Consider the following 14796-nt stretch of genomic DNA (forward strand, 5'->3'; position numbering starts at 1 on the left):
TGCTTTTGGCCTCACTCCGGCGGGCGGAAGCCGGTTTGGCCGATATAGCCGGCGGCGGCGATGCCCGCGAGGCAGCAGATTTCGTCATTGTCCGAGGTGTCGCCGGAAATGCCCACGGCGCCGATCACCGCGCCGCCGTCGATGATCAGCACGCCGCCCGGAACCGGCACGAAGCGCCCGTGGCTGGCCGCCATCAGCGCGTTCATGAAATGGGGCACCTTCACCGCCCGCTCGCCCAGCTCGCGCGAGCCGAAGCCCATGCCCAGCGCGCCCCACGCCTTGCCGGCGGCGATTTCGGGCCGAAGGATGCCGGAGCGGTCTTCCCGCTTGAGGGCCACCAGATGGCCGCCGGCATCCAGCACCGCCACGGTCAGCGGCTCGAACTTCAGCTCATGCCCCTTGGCAAGGGCGGCTTCCACGATCACTTCGGCCTTCGCGAGGGTGATGCTCACCTCGGTCTCCTTCAGTCTGATTCTCATGCCAATGGCCGATGAGGTTCACTCATCGGCCATTGGTCAAGCCCGCACGATTTCCCGCTCCGGCGATTGTCGGAGCCCATGGTCATGATGGCGCGTCCCGGACGGCCCGGCAGGGCGTGACCGACATCCGTTCGGCGTCGGCCGCCGGTGTCAGGCGCCGAACTTGCCCGGCCAGAAGCCGGCCAGCATGGAGCCGTCCTTCTCGCCCAGCCCGCTTGCGGAAGCCTCGTCATAGACCTTGAGCGCGGCGGCGGTGAGGGGCAGGTCCGCGCCCTCGGTGCGGGCTTCCGCCAGCATGGTGCTCAGGTCTTTGCGGATGGCGTCCACGGAGAAGGCGGCGGGGCCCGTGTCGTCGCCGGACAAAGCCTGCGCGATGGCCGCGCCGCGCATCTTCAGGATGTTCGATCCGCCCGACGTGTCGGCGAAGAAATCCACCAGCCAGGCCGGGTCGAGCCCGGCCTTCCGGCACAAAGTATAGGCCTCGCCGAGGGCCTGGTAATAGACCAGCAAGGGCAGGTTGATGGCGAGCTTGAGGGCTGCGCCCGCGCCCACCGGGCCCACATGCTCCACCCGGCGGCAGAGCTGGTCCAGCAGGGGCTTGGCCTGCTCGAAATCGCCCGCCTCCCCGCCCGCGAGGCCCAGCAGCTTGCCGGTGCGCGCCGGTCCCACCGTGCCGCCCACGGGGCATTCCACGAAGGCGGCGCCGGCGGCGCGCACCTTCGCGGCCAGCTCCTCCTCCTCGCGGGAGAGGACGGTGCTCATCTCGATGACCAGCTTGCCGGTGAGGTCCACGGAGAGGAGGCCGCCCGGCCCCTCATAGACCGCCTGCATGGCCGGCCCGTCCAGCAGGCTGGAGAAGATCACGTCGTTTCCGTCCGCAAGGCCGGCGGGGGTCGCCGCCACCTTGGCGCCCGCCGCTTCCAGCGGCGCCAGCTTGTCCGCGCTGCGGTTCCAGACGGTGACCTCGTGCCCCAGCTCCAACAGGCGCAGGGCCATCGCCGCGCCCATGCGCCCCATTCCGGCAAAACCGATCCTCATGGCTCTCTCCCTGGCCGCCGATTCCGGCGGTCCTCCGCGTTTCTTGTATCCCCATCCGCGACAGGCACGTTTTGGGCTTGCTAATTATCGTCTGATCATTAGCATGGTCCCCATAACGGGTGCAAATGCACCAAGAAGAACGAAAAGCTTTGGGAGGAGCAGACGATATGGGCAGCACCCCTGTGCGCCAACCCTCTGTCACGTCTGAGAAGAAGAAGGCGCCGTATCCCGCTTTCCAGGAGACGCGCTCCGGCATGCGCATCCTGTGGGATGTGCCGATCGAGATGGATGACGGCGTCGTGATCCGGGCGGACGTGTTCCTGCCGATGGAGGAGGGGCGCTATCCCGTGCTTCTCACCTATGGCCCCTATGCCAAGGGTCTTGCCTTCCAGGACGGCTATCCGTCCGCGTGGAACCGCATGGCCGAGAAGCAGCCGGATGTGACCGCGGGCTCCTCAAACCTCTACCAGGCGTGGGAAGTGGTGGACCCGGAGAAGTGGGTGCCCCACGGCTATGCCTGCGTGCGGGTGGACAGCCGCGGCTGCGGCACCTCGCCGGGCTTCGTGGATCCCTTCGGCCCGCGTGAGCAGAAGGACTTCTACGACAGCATCGAATGGGCGGCCGCCCAGCCCTGGAGCACCGGCAAGGTGGGCCTCAACGGCATCTCCTATTTCGGCTCCAACCAGTGGCACGTTGCCAAGCACAAGCCGCCGCATCTCGCCGCCATGTGCATCTGGGAAGGCTCGGCCGACTGGTACCGCGACATGACCCATCACGGTGGCATCCTCTCCACCTTCTGGGCCAACTGGTACGACATGCAGGTGAAGACGGTGCAGTACGGCATCGGCGAGCGGGGACGGCGCAGCAAGGCGCACGGCCAGCTCGTGTGCGGGCCGGAGCTGCTCTCCGAGGAGGAACTGGCCGCCAATCGCATCGATTTCGGTGCGGACATCCGCTCCCATGCTTTGGACGACCAGTATCACAAGGACCGTTCGCCGGTGTGGGACGACATCGAGGTGCCGTTCCTCTCCGCCGCCAATTGGGGCGGGCAGGGCCTGCATCCGCGCGGCAATTTCGAAGGGTTCGTGCGCGCCGCCTCCAAGAACAAGTGGCTGGAGGTGCACGGCATTGAGCACTGGACGCACTTCTACACGGACTATGGCCGGGAGCTGCAGTTGCGTTTCTTCGACCATTTCCTGAAGGGCGCGAACAATGGCTGGGACCAGCAGCCCCGCGTCCTGCTCCAGGTGCGCCATCCCGGCGAGAAATTCGTGGAGCGGGAAGAGCATGAATGGCCGCTCGCCCGCACGCAGTGGACCAAGCTCCAGCTCCATCCGCGCACCTCGCGCCTGGCCGCTGAGCCGGTCCAGAACGTGACGCAGATGCCGTTCGAGGCCATGGGGGAAGGCGTCACCTTCCTCTCCGCCCCGTTCGAGGCCGAGACCGAGATCACCGGCCCCATCGCCGCGAAGCTCTTCGTCTCCTCCTCCACCGCCGATGCGGACCTGTTCCTGGTGGTGCGGGTGTTCACGCCGGACCTGAAGGAAGTGACCTTCCAGGGCGCCATCGACCCGAACACGCCGGTGGCGCAGGGCTGGCTGCGGGCGTCGCACCGGAAGCTCGACCCGAAGCTCTCCGAGCCCTATCGCCCCTATCACACCCATGACGAGAAGCAGCCCCTCACCCCCGGCGAGGTGGTGGAGCTGGACATCGAGATCTGGCCGACCTCCATCGTGGTGCCCAAGGGCCACCGGGTGGGCCTGTCGGTGCGGGGCAAGGACTATGAGTGGCCGGGCGGCTCCGGCGGCAAGCTCTCGAACTTCAAGAACGAGCTGACCGGCTGCGGGCCCTTCCTGCACAACGACCCGCTGGACCGTCCGCCGGAAGTGTTCGGCGGCACCACGACGCTGCACTTCTCGCCGGAGCGCGAATCCTACCTGCTCCTGCCGGTCATCCCGTCCAAGTAAGGCGGAGAAAAAGTCAGGCGGATCGGCTGAGGCCGGAGGCTTCGCGCCTCCGGCCCGGCACGCGCGGTTCCGACCAAGGGTCGGGGCCGTCGTCATAAGACGGCTTCCGGCACCGGCGCGCCAACGCCGCCGTCCGGCGGGCCGGGACGAAAGCGGGCGAGCCCGGAGCAACCGGGCCGACCAACCCAGACGGCGGGACAGCCGCCATCGCACGAGGAAGCACAAGGAGAACGGCAATGACCGTGAATCGCAGGACCGTGATCAAGGGACTGGGTGTCGGCGTGGGCATGGCGGCCCTCGGCGCCCCGGCCGTGAAAGCCCAGCCCAAGCCCATCCGCGTCGGCTTCATGACCGTGAAGACCGGCCCGCTCGCCTCCGGCGGCATCCAGATGGAGCAGGGTCTCGCGCTCTATATGAAGGAGCGCAACAACATCCTCGCCGGCGTGCCGGTGGAGATCGTCACCGTGGACAGCGGCGGCGCGCCGGCGGTGGCGCGCACCAAGATGCAGGAGCTGGTGGAGCGCAACCAGATCTCCGCCATGATCGGCCCGCTCTCCACCCAGGAGGCCCTGGCGCTCGACGACTATATCCGCGAGACCAAGACGCCCACTTTGTCCGTGGCGGCGGCTGATGACATGACCCAGCGCCGGGCCAATCCCTGGTTCGTGCGCGTCACGTCCACCTCCTCGCAGTGCTCGCAGGTCATGGGCGACTACGCGGCGAAGGAGCTGAAGTACAAGCGCTGCTCCACCATCGCCGACGACATCGCCTATGGCCATGAGCAGAATGCCGGCTTCCAGGCGACCTTCGAGACCGAGGGCGGCAAGATCGTCCAGAAGCTCTGGCCGCCGCTGGCCGTGCCGGACTACGGCACCTACATCGCCCAGATCAACACCAAGGTGGACGGCATGTTCGCGGCCTTCGCGGGCTCGAACGGCTTCCGCTTCTTCCGCCAGTTCAACGAATACGGCCTGCGCAACAAGATCCCGCTCCTGGGTGGCATGACCGCCTTCGACGAGAGCCTGCTGCAGCAGATGGGCGATGACGCCCTCGGCCTGCTGTCGGTGAACTATTACTCGGCCACCATCGACAACCCGTCCAACAAGCGGTTCGTCGAGGGCATGCGCCGCGACTACAAGGTGGATCCCGGCTATTACGCCGCCGCCACCTACACCGCCGGGGCGGTGCTGGAAGCCGCGCTGAAGACCGCCGGAGGCGGCGGCGACAAGCAGGCGCTCATGGATGCGCTGCGCAACAACAAGGTGGAAGACACCTGCCGCGGCCCGGTGGCGTTCGACAAGTACGGCAACGTGATCGGCAACGTCTATATCCGCAAGGTGGCCAAGCAGGACGGGCGGCTCGTGAACGCGGTCATCAAGACCTACGAGAACGTCAGCCAGTTCTGGAACGTGAAGGCCGAGGACTTCCTCAAGAACCCGGTCTATTCGCGCGACTACCCGCCGGCCAAGTTCCTCGAGAACTGAGTTCCGAGACCTGAACGGCCCGGCGGTCGCCGGACCTTCCGCATGACGGCACGCTCCCCGCCCGGCCCTGTGCCGGACGGGGAGCGTCGTCACCGGCATAGCCCAACCGGCCGGGATGTCCCGGCCCGACGGTCCAGGCGCGGGGCGCCCGCGGCGCTGCCCCATTCTCTGCAAAGGACGTCCAGAATGCAGTTCTGGCTCATTCAGACACTCAACAGCATCGCCTTCGGAGGCCTGCTGTTCCTGCTGTCATCCGGCTTCTCGCTGATCTTCGGCCTGATGCGCATGCCCAATCTCGCCCATGGCGCCTTCTTCATGCTGGGCGCCTATTTCGGCGCGACCTTCATGAATTGGGGCATCAATTTCTGGATCGCCGCCCTCATGGCGGGCCTCGTGGTGGGCGGGCTCGGCATCGTCCTGGAGCGCGGCCTGCTGCGCAAGCTGGCGGGCAATGCCCAGGGCCAGGTGCTGGTCACGCTGGGCGTCTCCTTCATCATCGCCGATGTCTGCCTCATGGTGTGGACCGGCGATCCGGTGCCCGTGCCGGCACCCCAATGGGCGCGCGCGCCCACATTCTTCATCGGCTACGCCTTCCCCACCTATCGCCTCGTGGTGCTGGGAGTGGCCGTGGTGGCGGCGGTGCTGCTCTACATCCTCATGGAGCGCACCCGCCTCGGCGCCATGATCCGCGCCGGCGTGGACGACATGGAGATGGCGCGCGGCGTGGGCATCCGCGTCTCGCTGCTCTTCATGATGGTGTTCCTGCTGGGCGCGGCGCTGGCGGGGCTCGGGGGCACCATTGGCGGGCCGATCATGCAGGCCTATCCCGGCCTCGACCAGGACATGCTGCCGCTCGCGCTGGTGGTGGTGATCCTGGGCGGTGTCGGCAGCCTCCTGGGGGCGTTCGTCGGCAGCTTCGCGGTGGGCTTCATCTACAATTTCGGCACCGCTTTGTTCCCCGACTTCGCCTACGTCATCCTCTTCCTTCCCATGGTGGCCGTTCTGGTGCTGATGCCCCAGGGCCTGTTCGCGGGGGCGCGCCAATGAACCGCAACGCAATCCTCGCTTTGCTCGGGGTCGTCCTCCTGGGCTTCGTGCCCTTCGTGATGGATGACTTCTTCATCAACCTCACCAGCCAGATCCTCTGCTACGCGCTGTTCGCGGTGAGCCTGAACCTCATCGTGGGCTATGGCGGCATGACCTCGCTCGGCCACGCCGCCTATTTCGGCATCGCCGCCTATGGGGTCACCTGGCTCCATACCGTGGCGGGCTGGGGGCAGCTCTCCTCCGCCATCGGCGCGGTGGCGGTGGCCACCTTCACCGCCGCCGTGTTCGGCGTGCTGGCGCTGCGCGCGAGCGGGCTGTCCTTCCTGATGATCACGCTGGCGCTGGGGCAGATCGTGTGGGGCGTGGCCTATCGCTGGGTGGGCCTCACCCAGGGCGACAACGGCATGCGCTTCCCGGTGCGCCCGGAACCGCTGGGCTTCAACATCAACGGGGCGACCAGCTTCTATTACTTCTCGCTGATCGTGTTCGTGGTGTCGGTCTACATCATCTGGCGGGTGGTGCAGTCGCCCTTCGGGGCGGGCCTGCGCGGCACCAAGGACCAGCCGCGCCGCATGCGCATGCTCGGCCACAATGTGTGGATGATCCGCTGGGTGGCGTTCATCATGTCCGGCTTCTGGGCCGCCATCGCCGGGCTTCTGTTCGTCTATTACCAGAAGTTCGTGAGCCCCTACACGGTCTCGCTCCAGCAGTCGGCCGAAGTGCTGCTCATGACCATCCTGGGCGGCGCCGGCACCCTCACCGGGCCCATGGTGGGCGCGGTCATCGTGACACTGGTGAAGAACGTGGCCTCCTCCTATGTGGAGCGCTGGAACGCGCTGCTGGGCCTCATCTTCGTGCTGGCCGTGGTGTTCATGCCCACCGGCCTCGTGCCCGGCTTCCGCAAGCTCTGGAAGCGGCGGACGGCACCGCCGCCCGCCTCCACGCCCGCCCTCACGGCCAAACCCTCCACGGAGCATGCGTCATGAGCGCGGCGGCACTGGAAATCTCCGGCCTGTCCAAGAGCTTCGGCGGGCTGCATGTGACGCGCGACGTGTCCATGCGGGTGGCGCCGGGTGAGCGGCGGCTCATTATCGGCCCCAACGGCGCGGGCAAGACCACGCTGTTCAACCAGATCACGGGCGATCTCAAGCCGGACAGGGGCTCCATCCGCCTGTTCGGCGAGGAGATGGTCAGCCTCAAGACCCAGAACCGGATCGCCAAGGGGCTGGCGCGCACCTACCAGATCCTGACGCTCTTCCCGCACGACACGTTGCTGCACAATGTGGTGCTGTCGCTGCTGGGGCTTCGGAAGGAGCGGTGGGATTGCTGGCGCACGCTCGCCCGGCGCACCGATTTGTTCGATCTGGCCGCTCAGGCGCTCGCGCAGGTGGGCCTCTCGGAGGGGGGCGACCGCCTCGTGGGCGAGACCTCCTATGGCGAGCGGCGGCGGCTGGAACTGGCCATGGCGCTCGCCCAGAAGCCGAAGCTGCTGCTGCTGGACGAGCCGCTCGCCGGCCTGTCCCAGGACGAGCGCAATTCGGTGAGCGCGCTGCTCACCACCATCCCGCGCGACGTGACCATCATCATGATCGAGCACGACATGGACGTGGCGCTGGCCTTCGCGGAGCAGATCACCGTGCTGCATTTCGGCGAGGTGATCGTGGAAGGGACCCGTGCCGAAGTGGTGGCCGACCCGCGCACCCGGGAGATCTATCTTGGCGAATGACATCCTCGAACTCAGCGGCGTCCACGCTTATTACGGGGACAGCCACGTCCTGCACGGCATCAATTTCGGGCTGCGCAAGGGCAGCCTGCTGGGCCTGCTGGGGCGCAACGGGGCGGGCAAGACCACCTGCATGAGCACCATCATGGGGTTCCTCAACCCCAAGCAGGGCTCCATCGTGCTGGAGGGCGAGCGCATCGGCGGCGCGAAGCCCGAGACCATTGCCCGCAAGGGTATCTGCCTTGTGCCGCAGGGGCGGCGGATCTTCCGCTCCTTGACCGTGAAGGAGAACCTTCAGGTTGCGGAGCGCCGCGTGCCCGACACTCCCGGTGCGTGGACGCTGGCCCGCGTGTTCGAGATCTTTCCCCGCCTCAAGGAGCGCCAGAGCCAGTTCGCCGGCTCGCTCTCCGGCGGGGAGCAGCAGATGCTGGCCATCGGCCGGGCGCTGATGGGCAATCCCCGCGTCCTGCTGATGGACGAGCCGTCCGAGGGGCTCGCGCCCCAGATCGTCGCGGATGTGGGCCGGATCATCGCCATGCTCAAGGCGGAGGGGCTGTCCATCATCCTGGTGGAGCAGAATATCAAGATGACGCTGAACCTTGCGGACGACATCGTGATCATCAATACCGGACAGGTCGTGTTTTCCGGCCCCGCCGCGCAGGCGGCGGCCGACCATAGCCTGATCTCCCATCATCTCGGTGTCTTCTGACCCCGCCTTCATCCCTTTCATTGCAGGACACAGCCATGACCGACGTCTGGAATTCCTATGGTCCGTCCGCCGGCCGGCGGCACGGGGTCACACAGCGCCCGCAGAGCGTGACGGTGGACGTGCATTCCCATGTGGGCGTGCCCGCCGCCGCCGCCATCGTGGAGGGGCATCTCGACATCTCCACCATCCCGCTCGCCCGCTACGGCACGCCGGACACCAAGGCGCTGAACCGCCAGCAGGATGCGGACCGCCGCTCGCGCATGACGCAGTATGACGACCGCCTGAAGGACATGGACGCCGCGGGCATCGACAAGCAGCTCATCATGTGTCCCCCGCCCCAGTGCTATTACACGGTGAAGACCGACATCGCGGCCAAGGCCACCCGCGTGGTCAATGACGGCCTCGCCGAATATGTGGCGGGTCGCCCCGACCGTTTCACGGCTTTGGGCTCCGTGCCGCTGCAGGACGGGCACCTGGCCGCCGCCGAGCTGGAATATGTCATGTCCCTCGGCATGAAGGGCGTGCAGGTCCTCACCAATGTGGCGGGCAAGGAATTGTCCGATCCCGAATTCGCCCCCTTCTGGGCGAAGGCGGAGGAGCTGGGCGCGCTGGTGCTGCTGCATCCCAACGGCTTCACGGAAGCCGAGCGCCTGTCGCGCTTCTACTTCAACAACGTCATCGGCAATCCGCTGGAGACCACCATCGCCCTCCACTACCTCATCTTCGACGGGGTCATGGAGCGTCATCCCAAGCTGAAGATCTTCGCCGTGCACGGCGGCGGCTTCGCGGGCGCCTATTGGGCGCGCATGGACCATGCCTGGGGCGCGCGCTCCGATGTGAAGGTCATCCCCCTGGCCCCCACCACCTATCTCAAGCGCATGTATTTCGACACGGTGGTGTTCTCCGTGGAGCAGCTTGAGGCCCTGGTGCGCATGGCGGGCGTGGACCATGTGCTCATGGGCACCGACTATCCCTATGACATGGCGGACAGCGATCCCGTGGGCCATGTGATGGCTTCCGCCCTCGATGACGCGGCCAAGGCCGCCATCTGCGGCGGCAATGCGGTGAAGCTGCTCGGGCTCTGAGGCGGCGGCGCAGACCGTCCCTTCGGAGGTCTTCGCGGCCGGGCATGCCCGGCTTCCGAGCCTCCGCTCCCCTTGGCCCCGGTCTGAGACCGGGGCCTTTTGTTTTCACGCCGCCCCGCTTGCCCGCGCCGGCCGCTGGTGATCAATGTGGGACACACGGCCCCTCAGTCGGGCCTTTCGGGAACAGCTTCCATGACCCTGCGCATGTACGGCTTCTGGCGCTCCATCGCCTCCTACCGCCTGCGGGTGGCCCTCAGTCTGAAGGGCATCGCCTATGAGGAGGTCTCCCTCGACATCCTCGCGGGCAACCAGTTCACGCCGGAATTCGACGCCATCAACGCGGCCCATGCGGTGCCGGCTCTGGTGGAGGAGGACGGCCATATCCTGTTCCAGTCCCTGGCCATCCTGGAATATCTGGACGAGACCCATCCGGCCCCGGCGCTCATGCCCACGGACCCGCGCGAGCGCGCCTATGCCCGTGCCTTGGCGCTGGTGACGGTGGCGGACACCCATCCCCTCATGGTGCCGCGCGTGCGCAAATATCTCGCGGAGACCTTCGGGGCGGACGAGGCGGCGGTGGCTGACTGGATCCGCACCTGGATCGGCAAGGGCATGGGCACCTATGAGCGCCTGCTGGAGCGCCGCCCGGCCGCGCCCTATGCTTTGGGCGCGACGCCGGGCATCGCCGACATCTGCATCGCCGGCCATGCCATGAGCGCCGAGTTGTTCGGGATGGACCTGACCCCCTATCCCGCCTTCCAGGCCCTGACGCAGCGCCTGTTCGCCCTGGACGCCTTCGCCAGCGCCCACGCGCTGCGCCAGCCGGGCGCGCCTGCGAAGTCGCGCTGAGCGGGATATCCGATCGACGGTGTGGGGCCTTGCTGGCGGATCAGTCCGCCAGCAGCGCCTGCATGATGCGGTCGCGGGTGAGCGGCAGGTGTCGCAGTCGCGCGCCCAGCGCTGCCGTGACCGCATTGCCGATGGCGGCAGCCGTTGGCCCCTGCGAGACCTCGCCCATGCCCAGCGGCGGGTGGGCGGGATCGCCGATGAGGCGCGTCTCGATGCGCGGCACCTCGGAGAAACGCAGGATCGGATAGGTTTCCCAGGTGTTGGAGGAGACCGCGCCGTCCGCGAACATCACCTGTTCCTTCAGCGTCCAGGAGATGGCCTGGATCACGCCGCCCTCCACCTGGTTGATGGCGCCGTCGGGATTGACCACGAGGCCCCCGTCCACCGCGCACCAGGCGCGGGAGACGCGCACCTCCTCCTCCACGCTCACTTCCACCGCCATGGCCAGATAGGCGGCCGAATTCTTGTAGCGGGAGAAGGCGAAGCCGCGCGTGAAGCCGTCCGGCGGCGGGGTCTCCCAGTCGCACATGCGCGCGGCTTCCATGATGACGCCCCGTGCGCGCGGATCGCTCATGAGGGAGAGGCGGTAGGCCACCGGGTCCATGCCGGCGGCTTCCGCCAGCTCGTCCATGAAGCTTTCCAGCGCGAACACATTGGCGAAGGCGCCGAGCCCGCGCATGGAGGAGGTGCGGGCCGGGGCATCGGGCACGAAATGATGCACCAGCTTCTGCTGGGGCAGGTCGTAGAGCACGAAGCCGTTGCGCACGGCCCCGCCGCCCAGGGCGTCCGGGAAGTCGGCCGGCGTCGGGCGTGCGGGCGGTGTCTCCAGCGCCTCGGCGGAGAGCAGGTTCACCCCGCCATTGGCGCCCGGCCGGTCCACATGGGTGGGGCTGCGGATGTCGATGGTCCAGTCGAGGGGCCGCCCCTGCGCATCGAGCCCGGCATCCAGCGTCACCACCATGGGCGCGCCGAACGGGGCGACGCCCATCTCGTCCGCGCGGGTCCAGAGCACGCGCACCGTGCGGCCGGGATGGCCGAGCGCCACGATGGCCGCGTCGAAGGCGGCATCGTCCGCCCCGTTATGCCCATAGCAACCCGCGCCCTGGCGATGGATCACGTCCACCGCCTCGGGCGCGAGCCCGAGCGCCCGGGCGATGGCGGCACGCAGCGGAAAGACGCCCTGCGTGTGGCTCCAGACCGTGAGGCGCCCGTCCGCATAGCGCGCGACGCCGCAGGACGGGCCGATGGAGCCATGGGCGAGGAACGGCTTGGAATAGGTGGCGGTGACACGCTGCGCGGCCGTGCCGGCGGCAGGCGTGCCGCGCTCCACGATGCGGGGCGCAGCCGTGTCGAGGCCGGTGAGGAAACCGGGTTCCGCATGCTCCGGCCCCAGCGCGAGCCCACCCTCGAAGCGCGCGCGCTCGTGCAGGCGCTCGAAGGCCAGATGGACGCGGGATTCATCCTCGCCCACCAGGGCCACCATGTCGCCGGTGCGGAACAGGGCGACGGTGCCGAGGCCCGCCTTGAGCGCGGCGGCCTCGTCCAGCGCCACGAGCCGCGCGCCCTTGCGGGGGCGGTGGAGCACCCGGGCGTGGAGCAGGTCCGGCGCCGTCATGTCGTGGATGAAGGGGGCTCCGCCCACCTTCTCCGGCAGGTCGGTGCGCGGCACGTCCGTGCCCAGCGTGCGCAACTGCGCCGGGCTCTTCACGGGCGCCATGCCGGTGGCGGCGCGGGTCAGATCGAGATCACCCGCCAGCGCCCAATAGTCGAGCCCTGTGGCCGCGCCGTCCTGCAGCACGCGGCCGTCTTCGACCGCAAGGTCCTCGCGCGGGCAGCCGAGGCGGGCGGCGGCGGCGTCCAGCATCAGGGACCGCACTTCCGCGCAGACGAGGCGCAGGGCCACCCCGCCGATCTGCACGGAGAGGCTGCCCGCCGTGAAGCCCTCATTGGGCGTGTCCCGCGTGTCGCCGGAGGCGAGGTCCAGGCGGGACAGGTCCACCTCCAGTTCTTCGGCGGCGATCTGGACCATGGCGGTGAGGATGCCCTGGCCCAGCTCCACCTTGCCCGTGCGCACCGCCACCCGGCCCTCGGCGGGAAAGCCGATCCATTGTTCGAGGCGCGGATTGTCGGCGAGGCTGGAGGGCAGCGTATTGGGGATCATGCCGCCTCTCCCCGGAGCATGGCGGCGGCGCGCTCCACGGCGCGGATGATGCGCTCATGGGCGCCACAGCGGCACAGATGCGGATCGAGCGCCGCCACGATGGCCTCGCGGCTCGGGCTCTGGGTACGGTCCAGCAGCGCCTTGGCGGACATGAGGATGCCCGACAGGCAATAGCCGCACTGGCCCGCCTGTTCCGCGAGGAAAGCCGCGCGCAGCGGGTGGCCCATGAGGCTCTCCGCCGTCTCCACCACGCGCGCGTCCGCGTCCATGGCGAGATGGGAGCAGGCATAGGTGGGCTTGCCGTCCATCAGCACCATGCAGGCGCCGCACTGTTCCTGCCCGCAGCCGAACCGCGAGGCCCGCAGCCCCAGCATGTTGCGCAGGGCATGGAGCAGCGGGGTGGTCTCGTCCACCACCAGGCACGAGGGCGTGCCGTTCACAATCAGGGTGATCTCAAGCGACATGCACACCCCCGGAGCCGTGCACCGGGGCACGCCCCGGCGGGATCAGGTTTATGAAAGTGACTTTCTTATTCCGCAAGATGTTTTCAAGCGGGCCGGGTGCAGGCCGGTTCAGGCCTCGCCCTGGGGTGGCACCCGGTAGATGCGCAGGCAGATGGCCAGCATGGAATAATAGCCCAGCAGGCCGGCCAGCTCGACCACCGCCTGTTCGCCGAAACGAGCCTGCGCCGCCGCGAACAGATCGTCCGACACGTCATTGTTGGCGAAATAGCTGCTGGCGAAGCGGTAGACCAGGTCGTCGTCCGCATCGTCGAACACCGGCACCTCGTCCTTCTCCAAAGCGGCGATGACGGGCTCCGGCACGCCGGCCTTGCGGGCCTCATGCACATGGACGGACCATTCATAGGCCGCGTCCCAATGACGGGCGACCACGAGGATGGCCAGCTCCGACAGGCGGGGCGAGAATTGCGTGCCATAGCGGCAGAACACGCCCAGCGCCTGCGCGGTCTTGGCCAGCTCCGGGCTGCGCAGCAGCAGGTGGTAGATATAGGGCACGGTCTGGCGCGGCCCGGAGGCGATGGCCTCAAAGACGGGCTGCTGCGCGGCGGTGAGATGGTCGGGGATCAGCTCCCGGAAACGCTTGGTCACGCTGTTCTTCCTCCCAGGATGGCGCAGTGCGCGCCTATCCCTAACACCGCCGGCGAACCCGGCGGATTTTTTTGTTGATCGATCGATAATTCTTGCCCGGCCCCCGCTTGTCAATTATGGCCGTTGAACGGGCTCAGCCCGCCAATGAAAGTGACGCCCCGGTCCGGCCCCCAATATGGTGCGCGGGGCGTGGAGGAACACAGAATGAGCGGCATTTCGGATCGCCCGACCGTTGGCGTCGTCGGGCTCGGCATCATGGGCCTGTCCTATGCGCGCCATCTGCGCGCGGCGGGGTTCCCGGTCATCGGCTTTGACGTGGCGGAGGCGCCGCTGAAGGCGCTGGCCGAGGTGGGCGGCACCATCGCCGCCACGCCGAAGGCGCTCGCCGAGACGGCGGATGTCATCCTCATCGCCCTTGCCAGCGTGGATGCGGTGAAGGCCACCTGCGGCGGCGCGGACGGGATGATCCATTCCATCCGCTCCGGCGCCGTGGTGTGCGAGATGGGCACCTTCCCGCTCTATGCCAAGGACTATGTCCGCACCCTGTTCGAGCCGAAGGGCGTGACCGTGCTCGACTGCCCGGTCTCCGGCACGGGCGCCCAGGCGGCGGTGCGCGATCTCGTGGTCTATGCCTCGGGCGACGAGGCGACGGTGGAGCGGATCCGCCCGGTGTTCGACGGCTTCGCGCGCAACACGCGCTATGTGGGTCCCTTCGGCGCGGGCATCAAGCTGAAGTTCGTGGCCAACCTTCTGGTGACCATTCACAATGTGGCCGCCGCCGAGGCGCTGGTCCTGGCGGAGCAGGCCGGGCTCGACCTCTCCATGGTGTATGACGCCATCAGCGACGGCGCAGGCACCTCGCGCATGTTCGAGGTGCGCGGGCCCCTGATGGTGAAGGACACCTATCTGCCCGCCACCATGAAGATGGAGGTCTATATGAAGGACATCACCCTCATCATGGACTTCGCCCGCGAGATGCGCGCGCCCACGCCGCTGATGGCGGCCACCGTGCCCTATTACACCGCTGCCGTCGCCGCCGGACGCGGGGCGGACGACACCGCCGCCGTCCATGCGGTGCTGAAGGAAATGACCCAGAAGAAGTGATCGCACTCTCTCAATGAGTTAGAGGCCCATGAGCGCGGCTC

Annotated in this window: 14 protein-coding genes; 9 read left to right on the plus strand and 5 right to left on the minus strand. The window is 67.8% G+C overall.

Annotation, left to right across the window (positions count from 1 at the left end; all coding sequences use genetic code 11):
- Positions 1-11: 11 nt before the first annotated feature.
- Positions 12-452, minus strand: a complete 441-nt coding sequence (locus EJJ38_RS00690) for a GlcG/HbpS family heme-binding protein (protein WP_245454046.1) — start codon at positions 450-452, stop codon at positions 12-14.
- Positions 453-629: 177 nt separating this feature from the next.
- Positions 630-1517, minus strand: coding sequence for an NAD(P)-dependent oxidoreductase (locus tag EJJ38_RS00695; RefSeq protein WP_127088191.1), 888 nt, complete (start codon positions 1515-1517; stop codon positions 630-632).
- Positions 1518-1684: 167 nt separating this feature from the next.
- On the opposite strand from EJJ38_RS00695, the gene EJJ38_RS00700 reads away from it, so the two are divergent.
- The 8 genes from EJJ38_RS00700 to maiA all read left to right on the plus strand — a co-directional run bounded on the left by EJJ38_RS00700 (position 1685) and on the right by maiA (position 10381).
- The gene (locus tag EJJ38_RS00700) at positions 1685-3484 is read left to right on the plus strand and encodes a CocE/NonD family hydrolase (RefSeq protein ID WP_205666064.1); all 1800 of its coding nucleotides are present in this window, start codon (positions 1685-1687) and stop codon (positions 3482-3484) included.
- 236 nt (positions 3485-3720) lie between these two features.
- On the plus strand, positions 3721-4968 hold the full coding sequence (locus tag EJJ38_RS00705) for an ABC transporter substrate-binding protein (RefSeq protein ID WP_127088192.1): 1248 nt from the start codon (positions 3721-3723) through the stop codon (positions 4966-4968).
- Positions 4969-5154: 186 nt separating this feature from the next.
- Positions 5155-6015 (plus strand): branched-chain amino acid ABC transporter permease, encoded by an 861-nt coding sequence (locus tag EJJ38_RS00710; RefSeq protein WP_127088193.1) that lies wholly within the window; start codon positions 5155-5157, stop codon positions 6013-6015.
- Entirely contained in the window at positions 6012-7001 is a 990-nt protein-coding gene (locus tag EJJ38_RS00715) for a branched-chain amino acid ABC transporter permease (protein WP_127088194.1), read from the plus strand. The genes EJJ38_RS00710 and EJJ38_RS00715 overlap by 4 nt, the downstream gene beginning before the upstream one ends.
- Positions 6998-7741, plus strand: a complete 744-nt coding sequence (locus EJJ38_RS00720) for an ABC transporter ATP-binding protein (protein ID WP_127088195.1) — start codon at positions 6998-7000, stop codon at positions 7739-7741. The genes EJJ38_RS00715 and EJJ38_RS00720 overlap by 4 nt, the downstream gene beginning before the upstream one ends.
- Positions 7731-8447 carry an ABC transporter ATP-binding protein gene (locus EJJ38_RS00725; protein WP_127088196.1) on the plus strand — a complete coding sequence of 239 codons (717 nt, stop codon included), beginning with the start codon at positions 7731-7733 and terminating at the stop codon, positions 8445-8447. The genes EJJ38_RS00720 and EJJ38_RS00725 overlap by 11 nt, the downstream gene beginning before the upstream one ends.
- Before the next feature lie 35 nt (positions 8448-8482).
- Positions 8483-9532 carry an amidohydrolase family protein gene (locus EJJ38_RS00730; protein ID WP_127088197.1) on the plus strand — a complete coding sequence of 350 codons (1050 nt, stop codon included), beginning with the start codon at positions 8483-8485 and terminating at the stop codon, positions 9530-9532.
- Positions 9533-9724: 192 nt separating this feature from the next.
- Positions 9725-10381, plus strand: a complete 657-nt coding sequence (gene maiA / locus EJJ38_RS00735) for a maleylacetoacetate isomerase (RefSeq protein ID WP_127088198.1) — start codon at positions 9725-9727, stop codon at positions 10379-10381.
- Positions 10382-10421: 40 nt separating this feature from the next.
- Here the strand turns inward: maiA and EJJ38_RS00740 are convergent, their stop codons facing one another.
- The 3 genes from EJJ38_RS00740 to EJJ38_RS00750 all read right to left on the minus strand — a co-directional run bounded on the left by EJJ38_RS00740 (position 10422) and on the right by EJJ38_RS00750 (position 13651).
- Positions 10422-12542 (minus strand): xanthine dehydrogenase family protein molybdopterin-binding subunit, encoded by a 2121-nt coding sequence (locus tag EJJ38_RS00740; protein ID WP_127088199.1) that lies wholly within the window; start codon positions 12540-12542, stop codon positions 10422-10424.
- Positions 12539-13006, minus strand: coding sequence for a (2Fe-2S)-binding protein (locus EJJ38_RS00745; protein WP_127088200.1), 468 nt, complete (start codon positions 13004-13006; stop codon positions 12539-12541). The genes EJJ38_RS00740 and EJJ38_RS00745 overlap by 4 nt, the downstream gene beginning before the upstream one ends.
- A gap of 108 nt (positions 13007-13114) precedes the next feature.
- Positions 13115-13651, minus strand: coding sequence for a carboxymuconolactone decarboxylase family protein (locus tag EJJ38_RS00750; RefSeq protein ID WP_127088201.1), 537 nt, complete (start codon positions 13649-13651; stop codon positions 13115-13117).
- 204 nt (positions 13652-13855) lie between these two features.
- Between EJJ38_RS00750 and EJJ38_RS00755 the strand changes: the two genes are divergently transcribed.
- Entirely contained in the window at positions 13856-14755 is a 900-nt protein-coding gene (locus tag EJJ38_RS00755; RefSeq protein WP_164738357.1) for an NAD(P)-dependent oxidoreductase, read from the plus strand.
- Positions 14756-14796: the final 41 nt, after the last annotated feature.

Origin of the sequence: Aquabacter cavernae, assembly GCF_003993795.1 — a bacterium.
Taxonomy (GTDB): Bacteria; Pseudomonadota; Alphaproteobacteria; order Rhizobiales; family Xanthobacteraceae; genus Aquabacter; species Aquabacter cavernae.

What these genes read in the sequence shown, in the direction of transcription:
- EJJ38_RS00720 (WP_127088195.1), top strand. Translation starts at nt 6,998, where the DNA reads ATGAGCGCGGCGGCACTGGAAATCTCCGGCCTGTCCAAGAGCTTCGGC.
- EJJ38_RS00700 (WP_205666064.1), top strand. Translation starts at nt 1,685, where the DNA reads ATGGGCAGCACCCCTGTGCGCCAACCCTCTGTCACGTCTGAGAAGAAG.
- EJJ38_RS00755 (WP_164738357.1), top strand. Translation starts at nt 13,856, where the DNA reads ATGAGCGGCATTTCGGATCGCCCGACCGTTGGCGTCGTCGGGCTCGGC.
- EJJ38_RS00710 (WP_127088193.1), top strand. Translation starts at nt 5,155, where the DNA reads ATGCAGTTCTGGCTCATTCAGACACTCAACAGCATCGCCTTCGGAGGC.
- maiA (WP_127088198.1), top strand. Translation starts at nt 9,725, where the DNA reads ATGACCCTGCGCATGTACGGCTTCTGGCGCTCCATCGCCTCCTACCGC.
- EJJ38_RS00695 (WP_127088191.1), bottom strand. Translation starts at nt 1,517, where the DNA reads ATGAGGATCGGTTTTGCCGGAATGGGGCGCATGGGCGCGGCGATGGCC.
- EJJ38_RS00705 (WP_127088192.1), top strand. Translation starts at nt 3,721, where the DNA reads ATGACCGTGAATCGCAGGACCGTGATCAAGGGACTGGGTGTCGGCGTG.
- EJJ38_RS00730 (WP_127088197.1), top strand. Translation starts at nt 8,483, where the DNA reads ATGACCGACGTCTGGAATTCCTATGGTCCGTCCGCCGGCCGGCGGCAC.
- EJJ38_RS00740 (WP_127088199.1), bottom strand. Translation starts at nt 12,542, where the DNA reads ATGATCCCCAATACGCTGCCCTCCAGCCTCGCCGACAATCCGCGCCTC.
- EJJ38_RS00745 (WP_127088200.1), bottom strand. Translation starts at nt 13,006, where the DNA reads ATGTCGCTTGAGATCACCCTGATTGTGAACGGCACGCCCTCGTGCCTG.
- EJJ38_RS00715 (WP_127088194.1), top strand. Translation starts at nt 6,012, where the DNA reads ATGAACCGCAACGCAATCCTCGCTTTGCTCGGGGTCGTCCTCCTGGGC.